The organism is Latilactobacillus parafuchuensis, from assembly GCF_055271665.1.
The window spans coordinates 1,026,345-1,049,614 of record NZ_CM143875.1; the positions used below are offsets into that span (position 1 = coordinate 1,026,345).

Annotated in this window: 24 protein-coding genes; 16 read left to right on the top strand and 8 right to left on the bottom strand. The window is 40.3% G+C overall.

Going from position 1 to position 23,270, the window contains the following annotated elements:
• Positions 1-50 precede the first annotated feature (50 nt).
• The 5 genes from ACVPPQ_RS05205 (at position 51) to ACVPPQ_RS05225 (ending at position 5,122) form a co-directional block, all read left to right on the top strand.
• Complete coding sequence (locus ACVPPQ_RS05205; protein ID WP_463496196.1) at positions 51-2,195, top strand: peptide cleavage/export ABC transporter; 2,145 nt, start codon at positions 51-53, stop codon at positions 2,193-2,195.
• 364 nt (positions 2,196-2,559) lie between these two features.
• Positions 2,560-2,721 carry a hypothetical protein gene (locus ACVPPQ_RS05210; protein WP_155833359.1) on the top strand — a complete coding sequence of 54 codons (162 nt, stop codon included), beginning with the start codon at positions 2,560-2,562 and terminating at the stop codon, positions 2,719-2,721.
• Between the two features lie 155 nt (positions 2,722-2,876).
• Positions 2,877-3,053: a hypothetical protein gene (locus ACVPPQ_RS05215; RefSeq protein WP_155833360.1), complete on the top strand. Its 177-nt coding sequence runs from the start codon at positions 2,877-2,879 to the stop codon at positions 3,051-3,053.
• On the top strand, positions 3,053-4,360 hold the full coding sequence (locus tag ACVPPQ_RS05220) for a sensor histidine kinase (RefSeq protein ID WP_463496198.1): 1,308 nt from the start codon (positions 3,053-3,055) through the stop codon (positions 4,358-4,360). The genes ACVPPQ_RS05215 and ACVPPQ_RS05220 overlap by 1 nt, the downstream gene beginning before the upstream one ends.
• Positions 4,361-4,366: 6 nt before the next feature.
• A complete protein-coding gene (locus ACVPPQ_RS05225; protein WP_025083078.1) occupies positions 4,367-5,122 on the top strand; it encodes a LytR/AlgR family response regulator transcription factor in 756 nt (251 codons plus the stop codon).
• Between the two features lie 112 nt (positions 5,123-5,234).
• Here the strand turns inward: ACVPPQ_RS05225 and ACVPPQ_RS05230 are convergent, their stop codons facing one another.
• Both ACVPPQ_RS05230 and ACVPPQ_RS05235 read right to left on the bottom strand, forming a co-directional pair.
• Positions 5,235-5,594: a DUF1048 domain-containing protein gene (locus tag ACVPPQ_RS05230; protein ID WP_463496201.1), complete on the bottom strand. Its 360-nt coding sequence runs from the start codon at positions 5,592-5,594 to the stop codon at positions 5,235-5,237.
• The gene (locus ACVPPQ_RS05235) at positions 5,587-5,931 is read right to left on the bottom strand and encodes a PadR family transcriptional regulator (RefSeq protein ID WP_463496202.1); all 345 of its coding nucleotides are present in this window, start codon (positions 5,929-5,931) and stop codon (positions 5,587-5,589) included. Before ACVPPQ_RS05235 ends, ACVPPQ_RS05230 begins: the two co-directional genes overlap by 8 nt.
• A 177-nt stretch (positions 5,932-6,108) precedes the next feature.
• Here ACVPPQ_RS05235 and ACVPPQ_RS05240 point away from each other — a divergent pair, with 177 nt between their 5' ends.
• From ACVPPQ_RS05240 to ACVPPQ_RS05275, 8 genes are all read left to right on the top strand, one after another.
• Positions 6,109-6,300, top strand: a complete 192-nt coding sequence (locus ACVPPQ_RS05240) for a hypothetical protein (RefSeq protein ID WP_463496203.1) — start codon at positions 6,109-6,111, stop codon at positions 6,298-6,300.
• A gap of 202 nt (positions 6,301-6,502) precedes the next feature.
• Entirely contained in the window at positions 6,503-7,624 is a 1,122-nt protein-coding gene (locus ACVPPQ_RS05245) for a toxic anion resistance protein (RefSeq protein ID WP_463496204.1), read from the top strand.
• Positions 7,617-8,837: a hypothetical protein gene (locus tag ACVPPQ_RS05250; RefSeq protein WP_463496205.1), complete on the top strand. Its 1,221-nt coding sequence runs from the start codon at positions 7,617-7,619 to the stop codon at positions 8,835-8,837. The genes ACVPPQ_RS05245 and ACVPPQ_RS05250 overlap by 8 nt, the downstream gene beginning before the upstream one ends.
• Complete coding sequence (locus ACVPPQ_RS05255; RefSeq protein WP_463496207.1) at positions 8,830-9,375, top strand: hypothetical protein; 546 nt, start codon at positions 8,830-8,832, stop codon at positions 9,373-9,375. The genes ACVPPQ_RS05250 and ACVPPQ_RS05255 overlap by 8 nt, the downstream gene beginning before the upstream one ends.
• A 4-nt stretch (positions 9,376-9,379) precedes the next feature.
• Entirely contained in the window at positions 9,380-10,168 is a 789-nt protein-coding gene (locus ACVPPQ_RS05260) for a 5-bromo-4-chloroindolyl phosphate hydrolysis family protein (RefSeq protein ID WP_463496208.1), read from the top strand.
• 238 nt (positions 10,169-10,406) lie between these two features.
• The gene (locus ACVPPQ_RS05265) at positions 10,407-11,612 is read left to right on the top strand and encodes a hypothetical protein (protein ID WP_463496210.1); all 1,206 of its coding nucleotides are present in this window, start codon (positions 10,407-10,409) and stop codon (positions 11,610-11,612) included.
• Positions 11,605-12,159 carry a hypothetical protein gene (locus ACVPPQ_RS05270; protein ID WP_463496211.1) on the top strand — a complete coding sequence of 185 codons (555 nt, stop codon included), beginning with the start codon at positions 11,605-11,607 and terminating at the stop codon, positions 12,157-12,159. Before ACVPPQ_RS05265 ends, ACVPPQ_RS05270 begins: the two co-directional genes overlap by 8 nt.
• A 2-nt stretch (positions 12,160-12,161) precedes the next feature.
• Positions 12,162-12,950 carry a 5-bromo-4-chloroindolyl phosphate hydrolysis family protein gene (locus ACVPPQ_RS05275; protein WP_463496212.1) on the top strand — a complete coding sequence of 263 codons (789 nt, stop codon included), beginning with the start codon at positions 12,162-12,164 and terminating at the stop codon, positions 12,948-12,950.
• 39 nt (positions 12,951-12,989) lie between these two features.
• On the opposite strand, the gene ACVPPQ_RS05280 is transcribed toward ACVPPQ_RS05275, so the two are convergent.
• Together ACVPPQ_RS05280 and ACVPPQ_RS05285 are read right to left on the bottom strand one after the other, a co-directional pair.
• Entirely contained in the window at positions 12,990-13,502 is a 513-nt protein-coding gene (locus ACVPPQ_RS05280; protein ID WP_463496214.1) for a YbhB/YbcL family Raf kinase inhibitor-like protein, read from the bottom strand.
• A gap of 19 nt (positions 13,503-13,521) precedes the next feature.
• A complete protein-coding gene (locus ACVPPQ_RS05285) occupies positions 13,522-14,307 on the bottom strand; it encodes a hypothetical protein (protein ID WP_463496216.1) in 786 nt (261 codons plus the stop codon).
• 161 nt (positions 14,308-14,468) lie between these two features.
• Between ACVPPQ_RS05285 and recQ the strand changes: the two genes are divergently transcribed.
• Positions 14,469-16,220: a DNA helicase RecQ gene (gene recQ, locus ACVPPQ_RS05290; protein WP_463496339.1), complete on the top strand. Its 1,752-nt coding sequence runs from the start codon at positions 14,469-14,471 to the stop codon at positions 16,218-16,220.
• A gap of 84 nt (positions 16,221-16,304) precedes the next feature.
• On the opposite strand, the gene ACVPPQ_RS05295 is transcribed toward recQ, so the two are convergent.
• Positions 16,305-16,508 carry a hypothetical protein gene (locus tag ACVPPQ_RS05295; protein WP_035439012.1) on the bottom strand — a complete coding sequence of 68 codons (204 nt, stop codon included), beginning with the start codon at positions 16,506-16,508 and terminating at the stop codon, positions 16,305-16,307.
• Between the two features lie 182 nt (positions 16,509-16,690).
• Between ACVPPQ_RS05295 and ACVPPQ_RS05300 the strand changes: the two genes are divergently transcribed.
• Positions 16,691-17,344 carry an MIP/aquaporin family protein gene (locus ACVPPQ_RS05300; protein WP_025083093.1) on the top strand — a complete coding sequence of 218 codons (654 nt, stop codon included), beginning with the start codon at positions 16,691-16,693 and terminating at the stop codon, positions 17,342-17,344.
• Positions 17,345-17,809: 465 nt separating this feature from the next.
• Here ACVPPQ_RS05300 and ACVPPQ_RS05305 read toward each other — a convergent pair whose 3' ends face one another.
• The 3 genes from ACVPPQ_RS05305 to ACVPPQ_RS05315 form a co-directional block, all read right to left on the bottom strand.
• Positions 17,810-18,310, bottom strand: a complete 501-nt coding sequence (locus tag ACVPPQ_RS05305) for a methylated-DNA--[protein]-cysteine S-methyltransferase (protein ID WP_463496218.1) — start codon at positions 18,308-18,310, stop codon at positions 17,810-17,812.
• Positions 18,311-18,407: 97 nt separating this feature from the next.
• Entirely contained in the window at positions 18,408-19,067 is a 660-nt protein-coding gene (locus tag ACVPPQ_RS05310; RefSeq protein ID WP_463496219.1) for an ABC transporter ATP-binding protein, read from the bottom strand.
• Positions 19,068-19,082: 15 nt separating this feature from the next.
• Positions 19,083-20,570: an ABC transporter permease gene (locus tag ACVPPQ_RS05315; protein WP_463496221.1), complete on the bottom strand. Its 1,488-nt coding sequence runs from the start codon at positions 20,568-20,570 to the stop codon at positions 19,083-19,085.
• 255 nt (positions 20,571-20,825) lie between these two features.
• Between ACVPPQ_RS05315 and ACVPPQ_RS05320 the strand changes: the two genes are divergently transcribed.
• The gene (locus ACVPPQ_RS05320) at positions 20,826-23,264 is read left to right on the top strand and encodes a prenyltransferase/squalene oxidase repeat-containing protein (RefSeq protein ID WP_463496222.1); all 2,439 of its coding nucleotides are present in this window, start codon (positions 20,826-20,828) and stop codon (positions 23,262-23,264) included.
• The last annotated feature ends 6 nt before the right edge of the window (positions 23,265-23,270 follow it).

Below are 23,270 nucleotides of genomic sequence, written 5' to 3' on the forward strand. Positions count from 1 at the left end.
TTGACTGTTTTTGTTGTAGAATTAAAGAAAAGGGTACTTGGAGATTAATTATGAAGAAAAATATATACGTTGCACAGGTGGATGAGCGGGATTGTGGTTTAGCGGCTTTAGATATGGTTCTGGCCGCTTATCATTCACGTTTATCACTAGCGCATTTACGACAATTAGCAAAAACTGATGCTGAAGGGACAACTGCACTTGGTTTAATCAAAGCGGCTGAAAAATTAGGTTTTACGACACAAGCTATACAAACCGATGAATCACTATTTAATCAGAGGAATGTTCAATATCCGTTTATTGCACATGTTTTAAAAAATGGTAAGTTACTACATTATTATACTGTTTTTAAATTTACTCGTAATAAAATTTTAATCGGTGATCCTGATCCTACCGTGAGAAAAAGGTGGATGAAAAAAGAAGATTTTTTTAAAGAGTGGACTGGTATTGCCTTGTTTTTTGTTCCTGGATTAGATTATCAACCAACAATAGAAAAGAAAGAGTCTTTATTTAGTTTTATTCCTATGCTTTTAAAGCAGCGTCAAATAATTGTACGAATAATCCTAGCAAGTATTATGATAATGATTATTGATATTCTTGGTTCATATTATTTTCAGATTTTAATTGATACATATATTCCCAATAGGTTAGTCAATGATTTAACGATTATCTCACTTGGACTATTGGTTGCCTATGGTATTCAACAAATTTTAACATTTGTACAAAATTTTTTATTGGTTATTCTTGGGCAACGGATGACTATAGATCTTGTTTTAGGTTATTTACGGCATGTCTTTGAGTTACCGATGTCTTTTTTTGCAACTAGAAGGACAGGCGAAATCATTTCTCGTTTTAACGATGCAAATAAGATAATTGATGCACTAGCAAGTATTATTATCTCACTATTTCTTGACATATGGATTGTAGTTCTTTTGGGAATCGTGTTAGCAATTCAGAGTTGGAAATTATTCTTGATTACGTTAATTTCGTTACCCGCCTATGTTGTGGTTATTTTTTCATTTATTAAACTTTTTCAAAATTATAATCAGAAAACAATGCAGAGCAACTCTATTCTAAATTCATCAATTATTGAAAGCATTAGCGGTATAGAAACAATTAAGTCGTTGAATTGTGAAGGAAGCAGTTATCAAAAAATTGATCATGAGTTTGTAGACTATTTAAAAAACTCGTTCATTTATTCAAAATTGGAATTCTTGCAACAGACGTTGAAAAATAGCATTCGTTTGATTTTGAACGTTTTTATCTTATGGTTTGGTGCACGACTAGTAATTCAAAATAAAATGAGTTTAGGGCAACTAATTACCTATAACACATTACTGAGTTATTTTATAAATCCGTTACAAAATATAATTAATTTACAAACTAAGTTTCAAAGTGCACGGGTTGCTAATAATCGATTAAATGAAGTTTATCTGGTGAAAACAGAATTTAATCATAATAGTAAACTAAGTACGCCGAAAATAAAAGATATTACTTTTAATAATGTTGGTTATCGTTATGGATTCGGTCGAGATATTCTTCGGCAAATTAATTTGCAAATTAATTTTGGTGATAAAATTGCTATCGTTGGCATGAGTGGATCAGGAAAGTCAACGTTAGTCAAACTGTTGGTTAATTTTTATCAACCAACTATCGGGAATATTTATATTGGTTCGGAAGATATTCAACGCATTGATAAGAAGTCACTACGTCAAAAAGTCAACTATTTACCGCAAGAGCCATATCTATTTTCTGGAACAATCTTAGAGAATTTACAACTAGGGAATCGTGCTGGTGTTACTTTTGATGACATTAGAGAAGCTTGTGCTTCTGCTGAGATTGAACATGATATTGAGAAAATGCCATTACAATATAAAACGGAATTATCTGAGAATGGTGGTAGCCTTTCTGGTGGGCAACGGCAGAGGTTAACAATTGCACGTTCGTTGCTAACAGATGCCGATATTTTAATTTTTGATGAATCAACGAGTAATTTAGATGCTATCACTGAAAAAAGAATTGTTGATAAGTTAATTTCATTACCGAATAAAACAGTTATTTTTGTTGCACATAGATTGGAATTGGCCAAACGTGCTAACAAAGTTGTTGTGTTAGATGACGGTAAGTTAGTGGAATATGGGACTCACGAAAAATTGTTGGAAAACCATAGCTACTATTTTGAACTAGTTAATAAATAATTTAGTATTCAAGAATGGGAGGGTAAAACTTAAAAGATACCTATTTTGAAAGTGCGAAATTTTATCATACATGATTTGAAAATTTCTCTACATTATTTATTGATTATACCAATGCTTATGTTTTTAATTCTGTTAGTAGTTATACTGAGTGCATTAAATAAGATTGAAATTGTGACCACTGTAATCAGTGACAACTACAATACTCCCAATAACGTACAAATTAATAAGCTTGTTATTAAAGAAGGTGATAATGTTAAAATTGGTACAAGAATGACAGCTTTTGATAATCATACAGTCTGTTTATGCACGGCAACAAGGTGTTATTCATCTAAATAGTAGTAGACTTTCTGGAGTTGCCAAAATTATGGTTATTGATAAAATGAAATACTCACAATTAACCTTTTTAATTCTGGCAGAAAATATCAGAAGAATTAAAGTAGGTTATGCTTTTTATTTCAGAGAAGCTGACGGTGGCAGTATTCATGGTAAAATAAAGGACGTGGGTATCATATCAGACAATTTTTAAAAGCATGTATTTTAACGAGTTATCAGTCAACTTGATGACCGTATAACACCAATGACAGTCGCATGATTGGCTCATCAAACTAGTCTGAATGTAAAAACGGGGAAAACAAGTTATTTTAATTATCTTATAAAACAAGCTAAAGGGGCGGAATAATAATGAAAAAGTTTAGTGATATTGAATTGGATGAGCAACGTTTAGCAGAAATTAAGGGTGGCAGTAATGCTTACGGAGTTGAGAAAGTTTATTCGAAATATTTAGCGGTGAACTTCAGTGGTGGTAAGAGTGCAGGTAATAATATAATAAAGTGGTTTGAGGGGATTATTAATAAATAATGTATATTTATAGCGTCAATCAAATTATTTTTAGTGATATCATAACTAATATTTTAATGATGCTATTTTTCAGCCGGTTAGTTAATACAAAGTATTGTAAAATACGATACACTATTTTTGCAATCTTTATAGGGTTAATCGGTTGGTTTTTTGTTGATATTGCAGAATCAGTGACGTTACTCGTTTTTAGCATTTATTATGTCTATCAACGGAAATGTTGGTATTCATTTGAAACGCTAGCCTTTATCTTTGTTCTATGTTGTGATACGTTATTGGCTAATTTGAGTACATTCTTGGTACATCTTATTTTTGAACAGACATCTTGGGCCAGTATGTTTTTAACGATTGCAATTAATGCCTGTTTGTATCTTGTTCTAATGTTAAGTGTTCCATTTGTGAGCGACAAACTCACTAATTTTAAGACTAGTAATTTAAATGATCAGCGTTTATTAAAAATTGTGATTAACTTTGCTTTAGTCATTTTTTTGTCACTGCAATTAATCCAATTTGTTGCGGATATTTTTGATATAGCGGTCGTTTTTCAGTGGCTACTCATTTTATTCACATCTTTTTTTATCATAGCAACTATTATAGTCATGTTTTATTTTATTCGTAGTTATCAAATTATTTTGAAAAAAAGAGCTGAAGAAAAAGAAAAGCAAACTTTGGCTGCATACACTGAAAAACTGGAAACTAACTATACCCATTTACGCAAGTTCAAACATGACTATCAGAATATTTTATTATCGCTAAGTGAGTATATTAAACAGTCAAATCAACCAGATTTGAAGTCATACTATGCTCAGATTGTGGACCAGACCCAACAGATATTAGAAACTGATAACCTACGTTTTGATGGGTTGGAATACATTAAAATACCTGCATTACGCAGTCTGACGTATCAGAAGTTAGTCATAGCACGGCAATGTGGGATTAAAACTTATCTGGAGGCACGGACGGATATTACTGAAACCCCAATTAATATCGTCAAACTGATTCGTGTTTTAGGCATTTTATTTGATAATGCGATTGAGGAAACACAGCAACAAGAAAATGGCAGTATTCGAATTGCCTATATCAAATATAATGCAACTGAATTGGAAATTATTATTCAAAATACCGTTGCTACGGGAAGCAATGTAGTCATCAATAAAATATTTAATGATGGTTATACAACCAAAGGAAACGGTCATGGGACTGGATTAAGCACCGTTAAAAAAATTATTGATAATACACCTAATATGACTTTGGAGACTAAGATATTGGCGGGTCAGTATCGTATTATTATTGATTTAATTAAGGAGTGAGTTCTTTTGTTACAAGTTTATATTTTGGAGGATGACGAACAACAGCGACAGAATTACCAACGTCTGATTGAAAGTTATATTTTTATTGAGGGGCTAGATATGCAAGTAGATTTAGCCACTTGCAGTCCTGAAGCGTTGTTAGCGAAAGTATCGACTCAGCCAGATTTACGTGGATTGTTCTTTTTAGATATTGAACTGGTGAATTCGGATTTGGATGGTTTACAAGTAGCCGAGCGCATACGTAATCAATTAAACTTTGCAGAAATTGTTTTTGTGACCACACATTCCGAAATGGCTTTTTTAACATTTGAGCGTAAGGTAGAGCCGCTTGATTATGTACTAAAGGATAAGGGCCATGACGAAGTCTCTAAAAATATTCGGGATGATATTCGTGTGGCATATCATCGCTATACAAATCACGTTTTTACGTCTGAACAGCATTTTAGTTATCAAATTGGTTCTCGAGTCTATGAAATACCAATGTCTAAACTGATTTATATCGCAACGGTCACTGGACAGCCAGGTAAAATTGAAGTGCATTACGAAAATGGTATGGTGGAGTATCCTTACAATCTAAATCAGCTAGAAGTGAAGTATCCTAAGCTTTTTCGTTGCCACAAAAGTTTCTTAATAAATCTTGATCAAGTACAGCAATACGATGATAAAACACGTATAGTGATAATGAGAGATGGAAGTCAGTGTGAAGTATCATATCGGAAGGAACATGGTATGCGACAGGCTTTATTAAATAATTCGCAGTAAAGTTAATGATTTTTATAGAAGACATCTTTTAAATCCGGGTGTCTTAAAATAGAATATGAATACCTAAAGGGCCCCGCTAATTCAGTCCAGAATTAGCGGGGCCCTTTAGGTATTAACGCTTACGATAATTGGTTACTTTGCGATTTAATTTTTGGCGGCGTTCATCCAACCAAGTATCGGCAACTGCCCGAACGATATTGTCGGCAAAGTCACCAACGTCATCGCCGGTCAGTGCATAGACGGACTGATCGTTAGTCACGCCATCTTCGAATAAGATTAACAAGTCTTCTTGGGCGGCGAGCATCCGGTAGCCAGTAAAATCAGCGAATTGCCAAAGATAATCCTGAATTGCTTTGAAAACAAATTGATAATCAGCCGGTAGCGCAGCAACGCGGGCCTTAAACTGCTTGTAGTCGGCTTTTTCTTGCCGCCAGTTTTTAGTGCCGGTCATTAATTCGTGCCATTTAATCATGGTCAGTGGCCTCCAATTGTTGTTTAATCGTGGTCATTTGGGTCGTTAAAAAGGTCCAGCGGGTCCAAAAATCAGTCAGTGCGGTTTGACCGGCCGCATTAAGCCGATAGAATTTACGCATCGGCCCTTTCTCGGATGGTTTCTTGGTAATCGTCACTAACTGATCTTTTTCCAAGCGTAATAGAATTGTATAGACGGTGCCTTCAACAACTTCCGTGAAGCCGAGTGTATTGAGTGTCTGAGTGATTTCGTAGCCGTAAGTTTCTTGGTGGCTAATGATTTCTAAAACGAGTCCTTCCAGAACGCCTTTGAGCATTTCCGTTAATTTTTGTGTCATAGGGCCTCCTACTAATTATTACAGAGTACTGGTATATAATATTACGGAGTAGTTAGATAGTCAACGATTTTGTTAAACAATGTCGTCGCTAGTCACCAAACTTGACGAATAGGGTGGGGATTTTGCTATAGTAAAGATAGTTAAAATGACGAGTTAATTTGAAAGGAGTCGATTAACGTGGCCAATCCATTAGTGATGATTGGGATAGTTATTTTTGTAATTGGAATGATTATTTTTCTATTTGGGAAACAATTTTTTTTCTTACGGGCATTTTTTGGTGATCGGAGTATGTTTGCCCAGATTTTCTGGGGTTTCATTATTTGTATCATCGGCGCGGCGTTCTTATATTTCGGCGGCGCAGTCGGCTAATCGGCCAGCAGTGTCAATCATTAAAAAACGACTTATCCGGCAAGTGCGGATGAGTCGTTTTTTAATATAAATTTAATGGCCAATATTAAATATATCGAGTCGCTTTAGAGCGGCGTCTGGTATACTATAATTATTAGTTTACCGGTTTAATTAAGGGGCTGACGTTTTCTAATTAGTGAAGGTCAGGAAATGGGGAAATCAAATGGACAATCAAAAAATGCCGCTGCCGATAGAAGGTAGTGGTCAGCTTTCAAAAAACATCAAAGCCCAATTAACACCAGAAGAATTGGCGCAAGCGCAGGTTTTATCAGAACAATTATCAGTCAATCAGCAGAATACGGTCATTGAATATGGCAAGCATCAACAATTAGAGTTGTCGTCATTTGCCAACGATGTTCTGGGTAAAGTGAAAAATAAGGATTTGGGTGAAATTGGGGATAGCTTGCGGGTATTAGTGAAGAGTCTCAATGAAGCGAATCCCGATAAATTGGTGCAAAAAAATGATTCCGTTTTTGCGAAACTATTTGTGCGCCTACGAACATCGTTATTTGAAATGACCGCTAAATATCAAGAAGTCAGTGTTCAAATTGACAATTCGGCGGAACAGTTAGCCAAGCAAGAGAAAATTCTATTAGAAGATAATCAGTTATTGGATGAGATGTACACGCAAAATCTGCGTTTTTATCAGGAATTAAATGTGCTGATTGTGGGCGCGCAACTCAAAGATGAGCAATTAACTGCGGAAATTGCCGAATTACAACCAACCTTAGTGAACGCGGATCAAATGGCGTTGCAGCAATTACAGGATTTAAAAGCGATGCAAGATCGGCTGTCTAAAAAGGCGAATGACTTATTATTGACGCGGGAGATTACGATTCAACAGGCGCCGCAGATTCGCTTAATTCAAAGCAGTAATTCAGTGTTAGCTGAAAAAATTCAAGCGTCAATTTCGACCGTCATCCCACTGTGGAAGAACCAAGTCGGGATTGCATTAGCCCTGTTAAGTCAGAAAGAAGCCTTGCAAACCCAAAATGCGGTCGCGGACGCGACTAATGATTTATTGAAGAAGAACAGTGAACTATTACATCAATCGGCCGTCGAGATTGCGCAAGCGAGTCAACGGGGCGTTGTGGATATCGAGACGCTGAAGGAAACGCAAACTAATTTGATTAATACGATTTCGGACGTGCTCCAAATTCAAGCTAACGGTCAGGTCCAACGCCAAACGGCTGAAACTGAATTACAACAATTAGAACAAAATCTGCAAGCTAAACTAACCACAATCGAACAAGGTGATTTACCACAGGGTGCGCAACATGAATAAGCAACTGGCGTACAATTCGAAACGGATTCAGTATTTTTTTAGCCGTGTTATTTGGTTGTTGGTCTTTGTCTTAGTCTTTTTTGGCAGTTTAGGCTTGGCGTTAAAATATACTGATCACAAATACAGCGCCTATGTGCACAGCTTGTTGATTAGTTACTGGCTGTTGTTAGCACTTGTTGGTGGATACTTTTGGTACAGCTATCGACAGTCGGCGAACCATAAATTTGAAATTGTCCGGTTTAACGAGGACGGCACTGGGCTTTGGCTGACGATCTATGGTTTTAAAATTCGCCAGTGTTATATTGATTTAGATTGGATAACGGTAGTACCAGTAGCCAAAGGAATCAAGCTTAGATATGCCCATGCACTAGCTTTTAATCAAAAAGGTCGACCGACAGTATTAAATGGGGATAGCCTGAGTTTAACGACCTCGTTTTTCGATAAAGGGCAGCTGATTCAGCTCGTTAAGAACTTGAATCCGGATAATCAAACCGCTATTTTGAAGCACTTTGATAGCGTCCCCGGGCAACCCGTACGGGCGGCGAAGTATCCAATGGGGAGAATTGCACTTTTTGGAGCAGTCTGTTTAATCGGTTTAGTGGGCGCTTGGCAGTTTAAACCCAATTTGACCCAAACTGAATCGAAATCGACGGTGACTCATAAGCAGGCATCAATTGAGACGCCAGCAGACGACTCCTATTTTCAAAAGGTGAATTACCGAGCCGGTCAGACGATTGAGACCAAGCTGATGTCATTGACGGTTAATCGTATCTATCAAGCGACGAGTAGTGATAATGAGCCACTAGTGATTGCTAATGTATCGGTTAGTACTGATTCGAAACCGGAAGCGTTGATTAGTATTGAAGGTCAAAGTTTTCGGATTTTTAAGAAGTGGTCTAAGAAAGCAGAAATTAAAAGAGATGAGCATAGTCTGACTAATATGGAAGAGCTACCGAAAGGGATTGCCGTCCAGGTCGGTGGCGTTAATCAACCCATTATGGACGTGATGGATGAAGGGTTTGCTATCTTTGAAGAGGAATCACTTAACCAGCCCTTTAATTTGGTCTTCAAGCGACCGAAGACGAAGTCCATGGATTTAGTCTATGAGGGCTTTAGATATCGTGAGAAAGAGGACGAACCAGATGAGTTAGATGATACATCAGTGATTATTCACATTAAGACGCAGGATTTGGAGGTTCTAACCAATGGTTAAAAAAATATTACTATTCTTAACAATGCTAATCAGTTACGTTGCAATCAATCAGCAGGTTGTACAGGCTAAAACTTATGATTACCAACCGGGGCAACCAGTCTTGATTAAAAATTCGGGGGTCCACTATACCTTCTTAAATTATCAAGTCTTGGAAAACCCGTTACCTGAATTTGTTCAACAAGATGTTGATGAAGTCGAACGGTACGTTTTATTATCATTTGAAGCCAGTGTTGCCGCCAACAATGACAGTAACCTCAGCGTTTCTACGCATGACTATGAGTTAAAAGTCGGACCGAACAAAAAAGACGCTACGTCTGATGAAATTCCAGATTCGTTGGACGGTCAACACTTGTTGTATTCTTCAAACACTGTAACGGTCAAACGTGGGCAAAAGAAAGCCTATAAAGTGATTTTTAGAATCCAGCCCAAGAATAATAATATCAAATTAGTGCTTAATCTAGGTGCGGGGCATCAGGCGATTATTAATTTGCAAAAAGTAACCTCTAAAAATGGCGTATTAGCTAGTCTAGGGGGTTAATAGTATGCAAAATTTAAGTCAATCTCGCCGGCAAATGGCAATCGTCAGTACGCTGATTTGCGGTGGCGTCTTATTGAGTGTTACCCCATCATTAGGACTAACGCTCTATCTAATGGTCGGGTTAGCCTTGCAGTTCATTTTTAATCTGCGGCGCGCGTGGGGGCTTTATGCACCGCTGGTTAGTATGGCGTTATTATTAATGTTGCCAGGATTTACTAACGTTAATCGATTGTTTTGGGTTCAGGGATTACTAATCGTGTTGGCCGTGATGGCAGTCATTGAAGCTGGTTTATACTGGCTAGCCCGGATAAGAGCTGGTCAATTTGCTCGAGAAATTAATGAATCTGGCCAAACTCAGCAATTAATCATTAGTAATCGATTGTTAAAAGAAAGTGGCTTAACGGATGAAGAACGGTTATTTTTCAAGCGTGAGATTAAGCATTCATATGAACAGTTGACCTATTTAAGGCAAGTTCAAAAAGTGGCTTCGCAATATTTACCGACTTATCTAGCCGATATCAAATTAATTAATGCGATTTTTAATGAATTATTGGGGGCACCGCGCCAAATTCTAAACGTTTCAGCATTTTTATATGATCATTTACCGAAATACGTGCAGCTAACCCGCAGTACCTTGAGTGTTAGAAATAATGTCATCAAAACAGATGAAGATCAGTATCAAATTGAACAAGCACAGAGCACGATTCAAATGTTATCGGTAAATTTTGGACAAGATTATTTAAAGGTGACGGAAGATGAACGGGAATCTTTGAAACGGCAAATTAAATCGTAATTTTTATGCCAATCAATGGGGAACGATGTGGTTAATAACGTTCCAAGAGACCGTTTCTAAAACGACCTATCTGTAATCTAAGGATAAGTCGTTTTTGTTTAAAATTGAAGACAAATCTAAAAAAATTGGGGACTGTGACAGTATCATTTCTGGTATACTTAAATAACTAATTCACTATATTAATTAAATGCATCGTATTATTTTAGCTAACGAAGTTCATGAGATGGGGAGAGTCACTATGAATAAGCCATTAGTTTATAATCCAAAACGTATTCACGCCATTTTTAGGCAACTGACTTGGGTGCTTGTCTTAGCGTTCGCCGTAGTGAGTGTTGTTTTAAGCGTCCATTACGCGAGTCGTATGGAGGACCGCTTTTTTCACGGGCTACTGCTGAGTTATTGGTTACTATTGGGGCTGCTAGGTGGGTATCTGTGGCGTAGTTATCGGCAATTAGCCCAAAATGAATTTGAAGTCTTGCAACTCAATCAAGAGGGGACCGGGATTTGGTTGACGTTTTATGGGTTAAAAGTACGTCGGTATTATATTGCATTGGATTGGCTGACGTTGGTCCCTAGCCGAAACGGGGTTGAATTACGCTACCAACACGCACTCCAATTCAATCGGCATCAGCAAGCATTAGTGACCGCGCACGGCGAATTAATGTTGAGTCACCGCTATTTTGATAAGAAACAGTTGAACCAATTTATTAAAACGCTAAAGATGAGTAATCAACAAGCCATTTTAGAACACATTGCCCGGGTTAAGAAACAGCCAGTGCACCGGGTACAACGCCATTTGGTGAGCAACATCATTACCGGGGTTGTGATTGTGGTGGGGATGACGATTGCTTGGCAACCGAAAGTGATTCCCGATAGTTCGGTCACGCCTAAGACGACCACTAAGAAGAGTCATCAAGCGGCCGGTGAAGGTGGCGATTACCATCAGAAATTAAACTATCAAAAAGATCAGACGATTGAAACGCGGCAAATGAAAATAACGATTCATCATCTGTACCAAGCAACGACGACCGAAGACGAAGCGGTGGTTATTATGAATGCAACCGCCCAGCCGCGGACGAATAAGACGAATTTCGGGATTGCCGGTAGTAATTTTAAGCTGTACAAGAAATGGACGTTAAAGGCTGAAGCGGATAGTCGTGATTTTGGCGAATTAGCTTATAAACAAAATAATGTGCAAATCCAAGACGGTACGGCCAGTCGCGCAGTCATCAACGTTTTAACGGAGGGTTTTAGTAGTAGTCGGTATCAACCACATGCGCCAGAAACCTTCAATTATATTTTCAAAAAGCCAGCCACGGATACCTTTGATATCACCTATCAAGGTTTCTATTATAATCTGGATGAACAACCGGATGACTATGACGATACTTCGGCGGTGATTCACGTGCAATCGGAGCAACTGGAGGAATTGACGAATGGTTAAAAAAGGATTTTTACTACTCATGCTGTTGCTCGGTTGTTGGCGAATCAATAGCCATGCGGTTCAAGCTAAAACGTACGATTATAAACCGGATCAACCAATTATGATGAAGAATGCGGGCGTCCACATCACCCTATTGAACTATCAAATACTAACGACGCCGTTACCGAAGTTTGAATACAGCGATACGGATGAACTCGAACGTTATTTGTTAGCGACGTTTGAACTGAGCGTTGTTAAAAACGGGCGAAAATGGACGACTGGTCGTTATGATTATCATTTGGAAGTCGGTCCTAACGAATTATCACCAATCGATGAGGACATTCCGAAACAACTTAAAAAAGGGACACTCTTAAATACCAAAAGAGAGCTGACCGTTAAACCGGGCAAGCATAAACAATATACTGTTTTATTTGTGCTTTATCCCAATAATGACCAACGATTACTGGTGGATACCGGCACCGATAAAGTGCATACAATCAATCTCCAGAAAATCCCCAGTCAAAACGGGGTGTTTGCCAGCCAAGTTGCACCAAATGGGAGGCAGTAAGCATGCAATATCTAATTCAATATCGGCAGTCACAACTGCTTAAAATCAGTACAATCGTTGTGCTCGTAGTTTTGATGTTCAATCGATCCGTGAGCTTTGCGCTATTCTTATTAGTCGGTTTAGTGTTGCAATGGTTATTTAATGTGCGGCGCGCGTGGGGGCTTTATACACCGCTCGTGACGGGCTGTCTATTGATATTATTGCCCCGAACGGATGCGCTGGATAATTATACGGTGCTACCAATCTTATTATTAGTGCTTGTGCTCGCGAGTTTGTTTGAAGGGGGCTTATACCTCTGGCGTCGAGTTCAAACCAATCAATTTGCCCAACAGATTAATCAATCCGGTCAGACTAAACAATTAATGATTAGTGATCGGTTATTGAAGGAAAGTGGTTTAACGGATGAGGAACGGTCATTCTTTAAACGCGAAATTAAGAAATCTTATGAACAACTAACTTACCTTAAAAAGGTGCAAGTGCGGGCGGGCGAACATAGTCCGACTGCCGCGCAAGATATTTGGATCATCAATTTGATCTTTAATGAATTATTGGGCGCCCCCCGACAAATTTTAAATGTTTCAGAATTTTTATATGATCATTTACCGAAATACGTCCAATTAACGCGCAGCATTTTGAGTTTAGCCAACAATGCGATTCTAACTGAGGAGGATGCGCAACAGTTTAAACAAGCGCAAACCGTCATTGCGACGCTATCAGCAGCAATTGAACAGGATTATGTGAAGGTCACTGAAGACGAACGGCAGAGCTTAAATCGACAAATTAACAGCTAGAAAAACGGCCTGTCCTGAAAATGAAGGATAGGCCGTTTTTTAATGTTTAAATTGTTCGTATTGCGCTTCGAGGATTGCACTGGACAGGATGTGGCCTTTGATGGCGTCCGTCAATTGGTTGAGATAAAAGCCGTCGTTTAAGGCTAACGTCGTATCTAGCGCGTAAACTTTGAGCGTATAGGTGTGATCACGATTCGGCGGCGTCATGCCACCGTAATGGGCAGATAATTCGGCCGACTGATGATCAGTCATGGGACTGTGCCAAGTGTTGACCCCTTGCACGAAATCGGGTGCTTGTTGACTGCTGTTTTCTAAGATATCGGTGGTCATTAGATTAGCGAGCATCCAATGAATCCACGGGAAACCTTGAGTGACTTCGTAGGCATCTAAATCATAGAAAATCGCCGCAAAACTAACAGTGTCGGTTGGCGCTTCATGAATCGTAAACGGAATCGAATAGGTCGGCATGCCGTTTTCATTAATTAAGTCGCCATTGCCACCATAAATGGGCTTGTAATAGCCATTTTCAATACCAGTACTTGTTATTTTCATCGTTATAACCTCATTCTGATTAAATTTTAGTCCAATCGTCAATCGAACGACCATCGTTATCGAGGAGTTCCAGCCAACTATTGGTGCCACCAAAATACAAAAAGAGCCCTAATTCGTTGACACTTTTGAAAATGATGTCGGTCGTGGTCTGGTGGTTTTGAATAGCATCGGCGTATTCGGTCCGTAATTGGGTGCCCATCTTAGCGGCAAATCCGAGTGAACCGTCTTTATTCAAGGGGATTTCCGGCATTAAATGCGCACCGGCTTGTAATAATAGTTCATTGCGCTTTTGCCAAATGGCGGTGCCGGTTGCTTGGCGGGTATTAATTTGAAAAGGAATCTCACTAACGGCCTTCGTCCAACGATGGCGGGTCTTAGCCGGTGCTTTGGTTGGCTTTGCGTCTGCCGGTTGTTGAACACTCATTCCGAAACGGGTCAGGATCAGTAATATTTGGGCCATTACTGGTTGTAAACTGGCGCGATAATTGCTAGGAATTTGAACGACAAGTTGCGTCGTGATTAAATGGGGTAGTTCTTCAGTTAATAATTGAGCGAGTAGCGTAAGTTGTTCGGTCCAATCCGGATCAGTAAAAGTGATCAGTGTTTGTTGTTCGGTGAGTACTGGTAGCGGATTTGAACTAGTCAGTACCCCAATGTTAGTCAGTCGTTGGTGAGTTGCGATGAGCCATAAACCATTTGCCAGTGACTGGCTTGCGGGTAGTTTTGCCGCAATTGTGATGAGCGATTGTTGGTTGTAGTGAATTTCAGTCTGGTCAGGGGACAAGGTAACTTTTAAATTAAGCATTATCGTGAACCTCCTCAAGAGAATATACTTCCATTAAACACTAATTAAACCGGACTGTCAGCTACGGACCATTAATTTGAACAATTAACGGATCAGTTCGTTTAAGAACCCCATTTTTTGGTATGATAGGAGTAGCGATTGATGAGGAACTAGGAGAGAATATGCAACCACAAACCGTTTTAAAAGAAAAATTTGGATATGATCAATTTAGACAAGGCCAATCAGAGGTGATTGAGTCTGTTTTAGCGGGCGATAATGTGTTAGCCATCATGCCAACTGGTGGGGGCAAATCACTCTGTTATCAAATTCCGGCCTTAATATTGCCCGGGTTAACTTTGGTAATCTCACCATTAATTTCATTGATGAAAGACCAAGTGGATGCTCTAAATGAAAATGGGATTGCCGCGACTTTTATCAATAGTACGTTGGATTATTTCGAAGTTCAAGAACGTTTAAATCAAGCAGCACAAGGCGCCGTTAAACTATTGTACGTTTCGCCGGAACGGTTAGATTCTGAACAATTTCTAAGCGATTTGGCGGGATTGAAGATTGATTTGATTGCGATTGATGAAGCCCATTGTATTTCGCAATGGGGCCATGATTTCCGGCCCAGCTACTTACGCTTAACGGATACGATTCAAAGGGTCCAAAGTCAACCAACGATTATTGCATTGACGGCTACTGCGACCTCGCAAGTGGCGACGGATATTATGCAACGGTTAAGTATTCAACGCGAAGTTAAAACCGGCTTTTCACGAGAAAATTTGGCGTTTCAAGTGGTTAAAAATCAAAATAGTGATCGCTATTTACTCGATTACTTAAAGGTTAATCGACAAAAAGCCGGCATTATTTATGCCAGTACCCGTAAAGAGGTTGAACGGCTGACCAAGTTGATTGAAAAGGCAAAGCTGCCAGTCGCGATGTATCACGGTGGACTTAACGAAATGGTTCGTCGTCAGAATCAAGAAGATTTCTTGTACGATCGCAAACCAATTATGGTCGCGACCAACGCCTTTGGGATGGGGATTGATAAGAGTAATGTACGCTTTGTCGTGCACGCTCAGATTCCCGGTAGTTTAGAAGCTTATTACCAAGAAGCGGGGCGGGCCGGTCGTGATGGTTTACCAAGTGAAGCCATTTTATTATTTAGACAAAATGACGTCCAAATTCAACATTTCTTTATCGATCAATCCGAAATGGATGAGGAACATAAGCAACGTGAATATGCGAAATTACAAGAAATGACCCAATACGCTAGTACTCAGCAATGTTTGCAACAATATATCGTGAATTATTTCGACGATCACTGTGAACCTTGCGGGCGCTGCAGCAATTGTTTAGATACGCGCGATGAACAAGATATTACGATTGAAGCGCAAAAAGTCTTATCCTGTGTCAAACGAATGGATCAGCGATTTGGTAAAGTCCTAGTCGCACAAGTCTTAACCGGATCAAAAAATCAAAAAATTATGCAATTTCGCTTTGATGAATTACCCACTTACGGTCTATTACGGGGAGATTCACAAAAAGAAGTCAGCGGATTGATTGATTATTTAGTTGCTTCTGGTTTTTTACAGCCTTCAAGCGGTCAGTTTCCGGTACTCCAACTAACAGCTGAGGGTGTCGCAGTCTTGAAAGGCCAAACGGCGGTGACCCGTAAAATGGCGGTCAAAGTTCAAAAAACATTACCTGAAGATAACGAGTTATTCGAACGTTTACGCGAATTGCGTCGCGATTTAGCCGAGGAACAAGGCGTACCACCGTTTGTGATTTTCTCGGACAAAACGTTGTATTCGATGTGTGAGTTAATGCCCACTTCCTTAACCGAAATGTTAGATGTCAAAGGGGTCGGCGAAAGTAAATTGGAAAAATATGGCGATTTATTCTTAGACGTTTTAAACGAGGCAGTATAGCCCGGGAAATAATCCGTCTTTAAATTGGCCATAAAAATAGCTTAGGACCAAAACGTCAAGAAAACGTTGGCCTTAAGCTATTGGCTAGTAAGGTGCATCGGCTGGATTGCCGTATTCAAAATGCTGATTAGATTTAGGATTCGGTTTAGCATCAGGCAATAAACAAGTGTAGCGAGTACCATCAGGACCTTCAGCTAAAAAAATACGCGTAAACTGATTTTCAGTTTCAATGACTTTACAGTTTTCATGCGTAATACCATAGACATCAGTGACTTGCGTAATAATCATCTCTTTTAATTGGATTTTGCGGTAAACGTAATTAACCGCGTCTTACTAATAAGTATAGTTGTTTTGGCAGATTAATTCAAATTTCTGGATTAATGGTGTTAAACTGAAACTGATTGCTCACAACTTCTGGAGTTGTGTTATAATTAACTGGGTTCACAATGCAGAAAAAAGGGAGTTTAACAATGCGGAAATATGTAGCAGAATTAATTGGTACTTTTATGTTAGTATTCGTGGGGACTGGGGCAGTAGTCATTGCTAAGGGCGATACGTTAACGATTGCACTAGCTTTTGGTTTAACGGTCACAGTAATGGCCTACGCTTTTGGCGCTATCTCTGGTGGGCATTTTAATCCGGCGGTTTCAATTGCGATGATGATTAACCAACGCTTGTCAGTTAAAGATGGGATTGCGTATATCGTGGCTCAATTTATCGGGTCAGCATTAGCTTCTGGTTTGATGGCGATTTTAATCAACGCTTTAAGCTTGAGCAAGACTGGGTTCGGTCAAACTGATTTCCCTAAAATCGGTGGCGGCGTTGCCTTCTTAGTTGAAACAGTTGTGACATTTGCCTTTATCTTAGTGATCTTGATGGTCACTAGTAACCGTTATGGTAATAGCCAAATGGCACCTTTAGCCATTGGTGTGACTTTGAGTCTATTAATCATCGTGGCGTTAAACTTAACGGGTGCTTCATTAAACCCTGCTAGAAGTTTTGGACCAGCTGTTTTCGCGGGTGGGGCTGCTTTAACACATTATTGGTTATACGTCGCCGCACCAGTTGTCGGCGCCATTTTGGCCGCATTAGCGGGTCAATTATTCGGTAGCGAAGAAAATTAATTTTAAATAAGTAAGTGTGTTGAGTTGCGGGTAGCAACTGAGCATTAACAAAAAATACCAGTTATCTTGAACTTAAGATAATTGGTATTTTTTGTTAAGCGGAAGTTGTTGCAACTCAAAAGCACGTTATCATCGAAGTGTCGTCACTCACGGGTAGTTTCGGAGCATTAGCCTAGTTTCGTGAATAAAGTCCGTACTTTGGACTTTGGTTGCGAAACGTCGCTAAGCACAGGAAACTGTGAGTGACTGCACGTTATAAAGAAGTGCTTACACAAGCGGTTTGACCTTGAGTATAACCTAAGAATTGCCCATATGATTTGAACTTTAATCATATGGGCAATTCTGTAGTTAGGCGGAAAGGTCTGCTTGGGTTAGCACGTTATAGTCTGAGTGCTCACTCAAGTTGGTCAGACTTTGAGGATTAACCCAAAACATCCGTTGCCATCATTCGGCAACGGATGTTTTTTAATGGTGGGGATTTTGTTCCAGTTTAAGTAGTTGCTGTTTTAGGGCCAAACCGCCGCGATAACCACCGAGGGTGCCACCTTTACGTAGGACGCGGTGGCAAGGAATTAACAGCAATAATGGATTACGACCAATTGCGGAAGCCACCGCGCGGATGGCGGTCGGTCGACCAATTTGTTGGGCAATCTGACTGTAGTCGCGTGTTTGCCCGTAAGGAATTGTTTGAAGCGCGGTCCAAACTTGGTGTTGCAAATCAGTCCCGCCAATCAGATCAATCGGCACAGACCAATTGGTTGTTTGACCAGTCCAATAGGTTTGGATGGCGGTCACAAATGGTGCGAGTCGTGCTTGGTCTAAAACCAGTTGGTTAACGGGCAGAAAGTGCTCAATCTCAATTAAAGGTTGATTGGGACTACCAACGAAACAGAGACCATTGACGGTTGTTGCGAGGTAGTAACGTTGAGTATCCAGAATGCATTCGCCATAGTAAATTGTTGTCATCGTAAACCGCCTTTTTTAGATAGTGTAGCCTAAATAAGACCAAAAATAAACGCAACGCCCTCGATTGATTACAGGGACATTGCGTTTATTGGATGAATTAAGAAACTTCTTCGAACGTTTTATTTTGAAGATGGAATTGAACGTCACAACTAGCGGCGACTTCTTTTTCATGAGTGACGAGAATCACACATTTTTGTTGATCATGCGCTAATTCTTGGAAGAGTTTGATAATTTCTTGCGTATTGGTTTCGTCTAAATTACCGGTTGGTTCGTCAGCAACGACGACTGGTGCGGAACAGCACATCGCGCGAACAATCGCGATTCGCTGTTGTTGGCCACCGGAAAGTTTCTGAACGTTCTTGCGAGCCAGCGTTTCATCAATCCCGACCTTGGTTAGCATATTGAGGGCGTATTCAGTCGGATTAGCTTGAGTTGAATGGGTGATCTGCATGGCGGTTAAGACATTATCCAAAGCTGACATGTAAGGTAACAAATTATAGGCTTGGAAAACAATCGATACATAACGATTACGGTATTGCGTTAAGCCAATTTTTTGGAGTGAAGTCCCTTCGTAAAGGATTTCGCCACGCCGCGGTTTGTCTAAACCGGCTAACATGGTCAGCATCGTCGTTTTACCAGCACCACTGCTACCAATAATGCCGTAGAGGCGGCCGGCTTCAAAGTCTAAATTGACATCTTTATAGAGTGTATTGGCTTCCGTATCGTACCAATAACTCACATTTTTAGCTGTTAACATCATCATTCCTCCTAGTTATCCGATTAGAATTTTTCGTGGCTCAAGTCTGAGAATATTGGCTGAAGCAAGTAATACGGCAAAGGCGATAATCGTAAAGCCGAATGCGCCTAATTGAAGTAAGGTAACCGCGCTGATTTTCAGTTTGAGATCACTGCTCTTGACGGCTTTGTTGGCCGTGGTTTGCCCGGCCTGTTGCATTTGGCCACCGGTTTGCTTACCACCTTGTTGACCGCCAGGGGCTTGGCCACCGCCACCAGGACCGCCAGCTTGACTGGTGGTTGAAGTCGAGGTGGTTGTTTGACTTGAATTAACCGAAGAAAGGACTTGTTTACTCAAGACATTGCCGGCGAAGCGGCCACCGATTCCGGCGAGGGCTAGGCTGACCACGAGCAGCATTAACATTTCGACGAGCAGTTGACCAATAATTTTGGCCCGACCTTCACCGAGTGAGAGGAGGACGCCCATTTCATAACGGCGTTCACGAACCATTAGGATGATGATTAAAGCTAAAATAATCGTGCCGGCAATCGCCACTAACCAAACGATTTTGTTGGCGAAGCTAGCCATTTTAGTCATGGATTGTTTCAAAGCTTGATAAGTACTATCGTCAGCCGTCAAACTGAATTTCTTCGTGTTGACGAGTTTCTTGGCTGATTTCAAGAAGCTGGTTTTCTTAGTTGGATCACTGAGTGTATAAGTCGCGCTGTCGACTTTACCCGTTTGGCCTTTAAATTGGTTGGCTAACGTATAAGACGTGTAGATTGTGTTGGATGGATCACTTTGTTGAGGACCCATGCTCGTGCTGCTGGTTGAGCTGGCCTTATATATCCCAACGACTTTTAATGTATAAGCGGTCTTACCGGTCGTCGTTGCTTTAACTTTGACGGTATCACCAACACTTAAGCTGTTTTGTTTCGCTAATTCAGATTCGATTACGACGTTTTTAGTGCCGACATCGCTACTATTTAAAGCACGGCCCTTGGTAATTTTATTGGTGCTATTCTTGAAGTCGGTTAAGGTACTCATGTTAAGCACCCCAGTAACTTGTAAATCACCAGTGCTCGTTGATGACGTGGTTTCACCGCCTGGGCCGCCGCCCATCATGGTGCTATTGCTAGAAGATGAGGTGGTAATCGCATCAATTGAGGAAGCGTTGACCGAAGTGGTGACGGAAACGTTGTAGTTAGCAACGGCCTGCAATTTAGCAATCTTTTTAGCACTCGCCAATGAAACGGACGGCATCGACAAAGTCGGTTTCGTGGTTTTATCAGTAGAGGTGCTCGTTGATTTACGCATCTTCGAGAAGGCTTGCTCCCGATTAGCGGTTAGTGAGACAGTCGCTCCGACCTGCTGTTTGGTGGTATTGACGGTGGTAACCGCAGCGTTTCTAATTAATAAACCGGCCATGATGAAAATCATGATCACGGTCATCACAATAATTAGTAGCAAGCTGCGCCCTTTTTTGAAAATGACATTTTGCCAAGCACGCTTGATAAAATTCATGGATACGTCCTCCTTAAAAAACTTGATGAAATTAATTCTAGGCGGATTGTTAGAATAAACTGTGAATTTTAAAGGGGGATTTAGTGGCCTTTCTTGGAATAATTACGATTGATAAAAATAATACTGCGTTAGCATTCACCGTCTTACCATAGAATAATCTAAAGTTCAACATTTCATATCATACGAGATGTAGTATAATAAGGAACTGTATTTCGGGTTAATATACTACATATTGTTAATCAAGGAGAGAGTGTAATGAAACAAAGACATAGTATTTATACAGCGATTTGTGCTGGTATTTTATTAACAGCCCCTATTCTAACGGCGGTGACAGGGGTTCAAGCAGCAGAAAACAATCAAGCTAGCACTAGTAGCTTGGTCTCGTCAGCTAGCAGTAATCAGGCAGCACAATCGACTAGCGGCACAAGTGTTAGTCAATCAAGCATTAGCAGCAGTGCGAGCCGCCAAGTCGCTAGTAGCAGTCAGTCGACGGCAAAGGTCGCGCAATCAAGCGCACCATCGTCTTCGACAACTGGGGTGAAAGAGACAACGACAAAAGCAGCAACAGTACCGTTGAAGACGGATTACCAAGCAGCGATTACGGCAGGCGTGAACCAAATTTTGGGTGGTAACTATCAAAGTGCTTGGGGCGCATTAGCCCTCATGCAATCAAACGTCACGATGACGGATGCCCAAAAAGCGACGTATCGCGCAGCCTTGAAGGCGTCAGTGGACAGCATGGTTAGTGATGATAGTTTTACACCAACTGATTTGGAACGGATTTCAATTGGGGTGACGGCGATTGGGGACGATGCAACCAATTTTGATGGGATTAATTTAATTGCTAAAATAACTGAAAATATTAAAAAAACAGGAATTAACGGTCAAATTTACGCAATTATTGCGTTGAGCATGAAAGATTACGGTGCTGAAGCCAATCAAACAATTGACGATATGATTCAAGCCCTTTTAACGAAACAAAATCAAGCGGGCGGCTGGTCATTTGGTGGTTCTAAGAGTGATTTAGATATCACCGGGATGGCGATGACTGCTTTAGGGCTGCATCGTGATCAACCGGCGGTCCAATCCGCTATGGATCGAGCAACGACAATGTTAAAAACAACCGCTTTTGTTAAAAGTACGGGTGGTTTCTTAATCCCAGGTGCTTTTTCAAAGGAAGAGAACTCTAGCAGTATCGCGATGGTACTGATGGGGTTGATGGCCAACAACGTGAATCCAACAACGATTGTTGGGGATAATGGTGTCAATCCAATCAGTCGATTATTAGCTTTCCAAAAAGCCGATGGTCAGTTCCGATGGAAGTTCGATAGTGATATCGGTGCTTTAGCAATGGCTACTGAACAATCGGTTTATGCGTTAGATCAATATCAATTTATGTTAGCCGGCAAAGGTTCAATTTATAACTTTAAAACAATAACGCCGGTTGAACCTGTTGATCCAGTTGACCCGGTTACACCGACTGATCCAACGACACCAACGATTCCTGATACGGATCAAGCGACGAGTGCCGATACGAAAACTATTAATAATAGTTTGGCCGCTACAAAAGGACCCATTCAAACAATGGTGGCTAATGAAATTAAAGAAAACCAATTTACCGGTTCAGATTTAATTTTTGGGGCCGCACGCACCAACCAACTGAACAAAACGCAACTTAAAACACTATATAATCAAATGGTCGCGCAAGCTAAGGCCGGAAATGTGAGCCGACCAAACGATATTGCCCGGGTAATATTAAACTTACAAGCGATGGGCTTTAATCCAACGAAGTTTGCGGGCCGCAACTTGGTCAATGAACTTTACCAAACTAAAGATATTACGAAACAAGGCACGTATATGACTGCTACAATCCTATTGGCATTGGTTAGTGGTCACTATCAAGCACCTGCTAATGCGCAATTCACCGTTCAAGAGTTGATTCAATATTTAGTAACTGAAGCGGGTAATTATGGCAATGCTGGTTGGGGTTATGAAACGGCTGGTGTTTTCATGAAGGATTTAGATACGACTGCGATTGCCATGATTGCGCTAAAAACAACGGTTAATACCGCTAAAACGTATCAATTAGCTGATCAATTAATCAGCCAAACAAATGAATTGTTGAAAAATACAACGGCGTATATGCAATCCGCTCAAATGACAGATGGCGGTTTTGGTTATGAAGGCGCTAAGACATCTAACAGTAACAGTACCGCAATGGCGATTGTTGCATTATCAACGATGGGAATTGATGCCAGTACCGTTAAAAATGGTGACAATTCAGCTTTAACGGCTTTATTGAGTTTTCAAGGTAAAGATGGTATTTTTAAAGCTGATTATTCAACAGCAATGGCGATGGGTCAAGCGTTATTAGCCATCAAAGCTTATCAATTAAATGCAGCTGGGCAAGGTAGCGTCTACGATTTCATTGTAAATCCAGCGACACCGTTTGAAGAACAGGCTTCTAAAACAGTACCGATGGCTGATTTAGTGCCTGCTAAGAAGATAGACAAGTCAGCACCCGCATCAATGACGGTACCTGGGACAAGGGATGGTCGTAATAATGATTCAACAGAGGTTGGCTTTTTACCACAAACAGGGGTTGAAACAGCAGTTGCGGGTAGTGTCATTGGGGTTATTTTAATTGTCGGGACAGTAGGCGTTTTACGTCGTAAATCGGTTAAAGAAGCTTAGGGGGCT

Bases quoted from the DNA above. Each gene is read 5' to 3' on its own strand.
- ACVPPQ_RS05205 (WP_463496196.1), top strand. From the start codon at position 51: ATGAAGAAAAATATATACGTTGCACAGGTGGATGAGCGGGATTGTGGT.
- ACVPPQ_RS05210 (WP_155833359.1), top strand. From the start codon at position 2,560: ATGGTTATTGATAAAATGAAATACTCACAATTAACCTTTTTAATTCTG.
- ACVPPQ_RS05215 (WP_155833360.1), top strand. From the start codon at position 2,877: ATGAAAAAGTTTAGTGATATTGAATTGGATGAGCAACGTTTAGCAGAA.
- ACVPPQ_RS05220 (WP_463496198.1), top strand. From the start codon at position 3,053: ATGTATATTTATAGCGTCAATCAAATTATTTTTAGTGATATCATAACT.
- ACVPPQ_RS05230 (WP_463496201.1), bottom strand. From the start codon at position 5,594: ATGATTAAATGGCACGAATTAATGACCGGCACTAAAAACTGGCGGCAA.
- ACVPPQ_RS05235 (WP_463496202.1), bottom strand. From the start codon at position 5,931: ATGACACAAAAATTAACGGAAATGCTCAAAGGCGTTCTGGAAGGACTC.
- ACVPPQ_RS05245 (WP_463496204.1), top strand. From the start codon at position 6,503: ATGGACAATCAAAAAATGCCGCTGCCGATAGAAGGTAGTGGTCAGCTT.
- ACVPPQ_RS05250 (WP_463496205.1), top strand. From the start codon at position 7,617: ATGAATAAGCAACTGGCGTACAATTCGAAACGGATTCAGTATTTTTTT.
- ACVPPQ_RS05255 (WP_463496207.1), top strand. From the start codon at position 8,830: ATGGTTAAAAAAATATTACTATTCTTAACAATGCTAATCAGTTACGTT.
- ACVPPQ_RS05260 (WP_463496208.1), top strand. From the start codon at position 9,380: ATGCAAAATTTAAGTCAATCTCGCCGGCAAATGGCAATCGTCAGTACG.
- ACVPPQ_RS05265 (WP_463496210.1), top strand. From the start codon at position 10,407: ATGAATAAGCCATTAGTTTATAATCCAAAACGTATTCACGCCATTTTT.
- ACVPPQ_RS05270 (WP_463496211.1), top strand. From the start codon at position 11,605: ATGGTTAAAAAAGGATTTTTACTACTCATGCTGTTGCTCGGTTGTTGG.
- ACVPPQ_RS05275 (WP_463496212.1), top strand. From the start codon at position 12,162: ATGCAATATCTAATTCAATATCGGCAGTCACAACTGCTTAAAATCAGT.
- ACVPPQ_RS05280 (WP_463496214.1), bottom strand. From the start codon at position 13,502: ATGAAAATAACAAGTACTGGTATTGAAAATGGCTATTACAAGCCCATT.
- ACVPPQ_RS05285 (WP_463496216.1), bottom strand. From the start codon at position 14,307: ATGCTTAATTTAAAAGTTACCTTGTCCCCTGACCAGACTGAAATTCAC.
- recQ (WP_463496339.1), top strand. From the start codon at position 14,469: ATGCAACCACAAACCGTTTTAAAAGAAAAATTTGGATATGATCAATTT.
- ACVPPQ_RS05295 (WP_035439012.1), bottom strand. From the start codon at position 16,508: ATGATTATTACGCAAGTCACTGATGTCTATGGTATTACGCATGAAAAC.
- ACVPPQ_RS05300 (WP_025083093.1), top strand. From the start codon at position 16,691: ATGCGGAAATATGTAGCAGAATTAATTGGTACTTTTATGTTAGTATTC.
- ACVPPQ_RS05305 (WP_463496218.1), bottom strand. From the start codon at position 18,310: ATGACAACAATTTACTATGGCGAATGCATTCTGGATACTCAACGTTAC.
- ACVPPQ_RS05310 (WP_463496219.1), bottom strand. From the start codon at position 19,067: ATGTTAACAGCTAAAAATGTGAGTTATTGGTACGATACGGAAGCCAAT.
- ACVPPQ_RS05315 (WP_463496221.1), bottom strand. From the start codon at position 20,570: ATGAATTTTATCAAGCGTGCTTGGCAAAATGTCATTTTCAAAAAAGGG.
- ACVPPQ_RS05320 (WP_463496222.1), top strand. From the start codon at position 20,826: ATGAAACAAAGACATAGTATTTATACAGCGATTTGTGCTGGTATTTTA.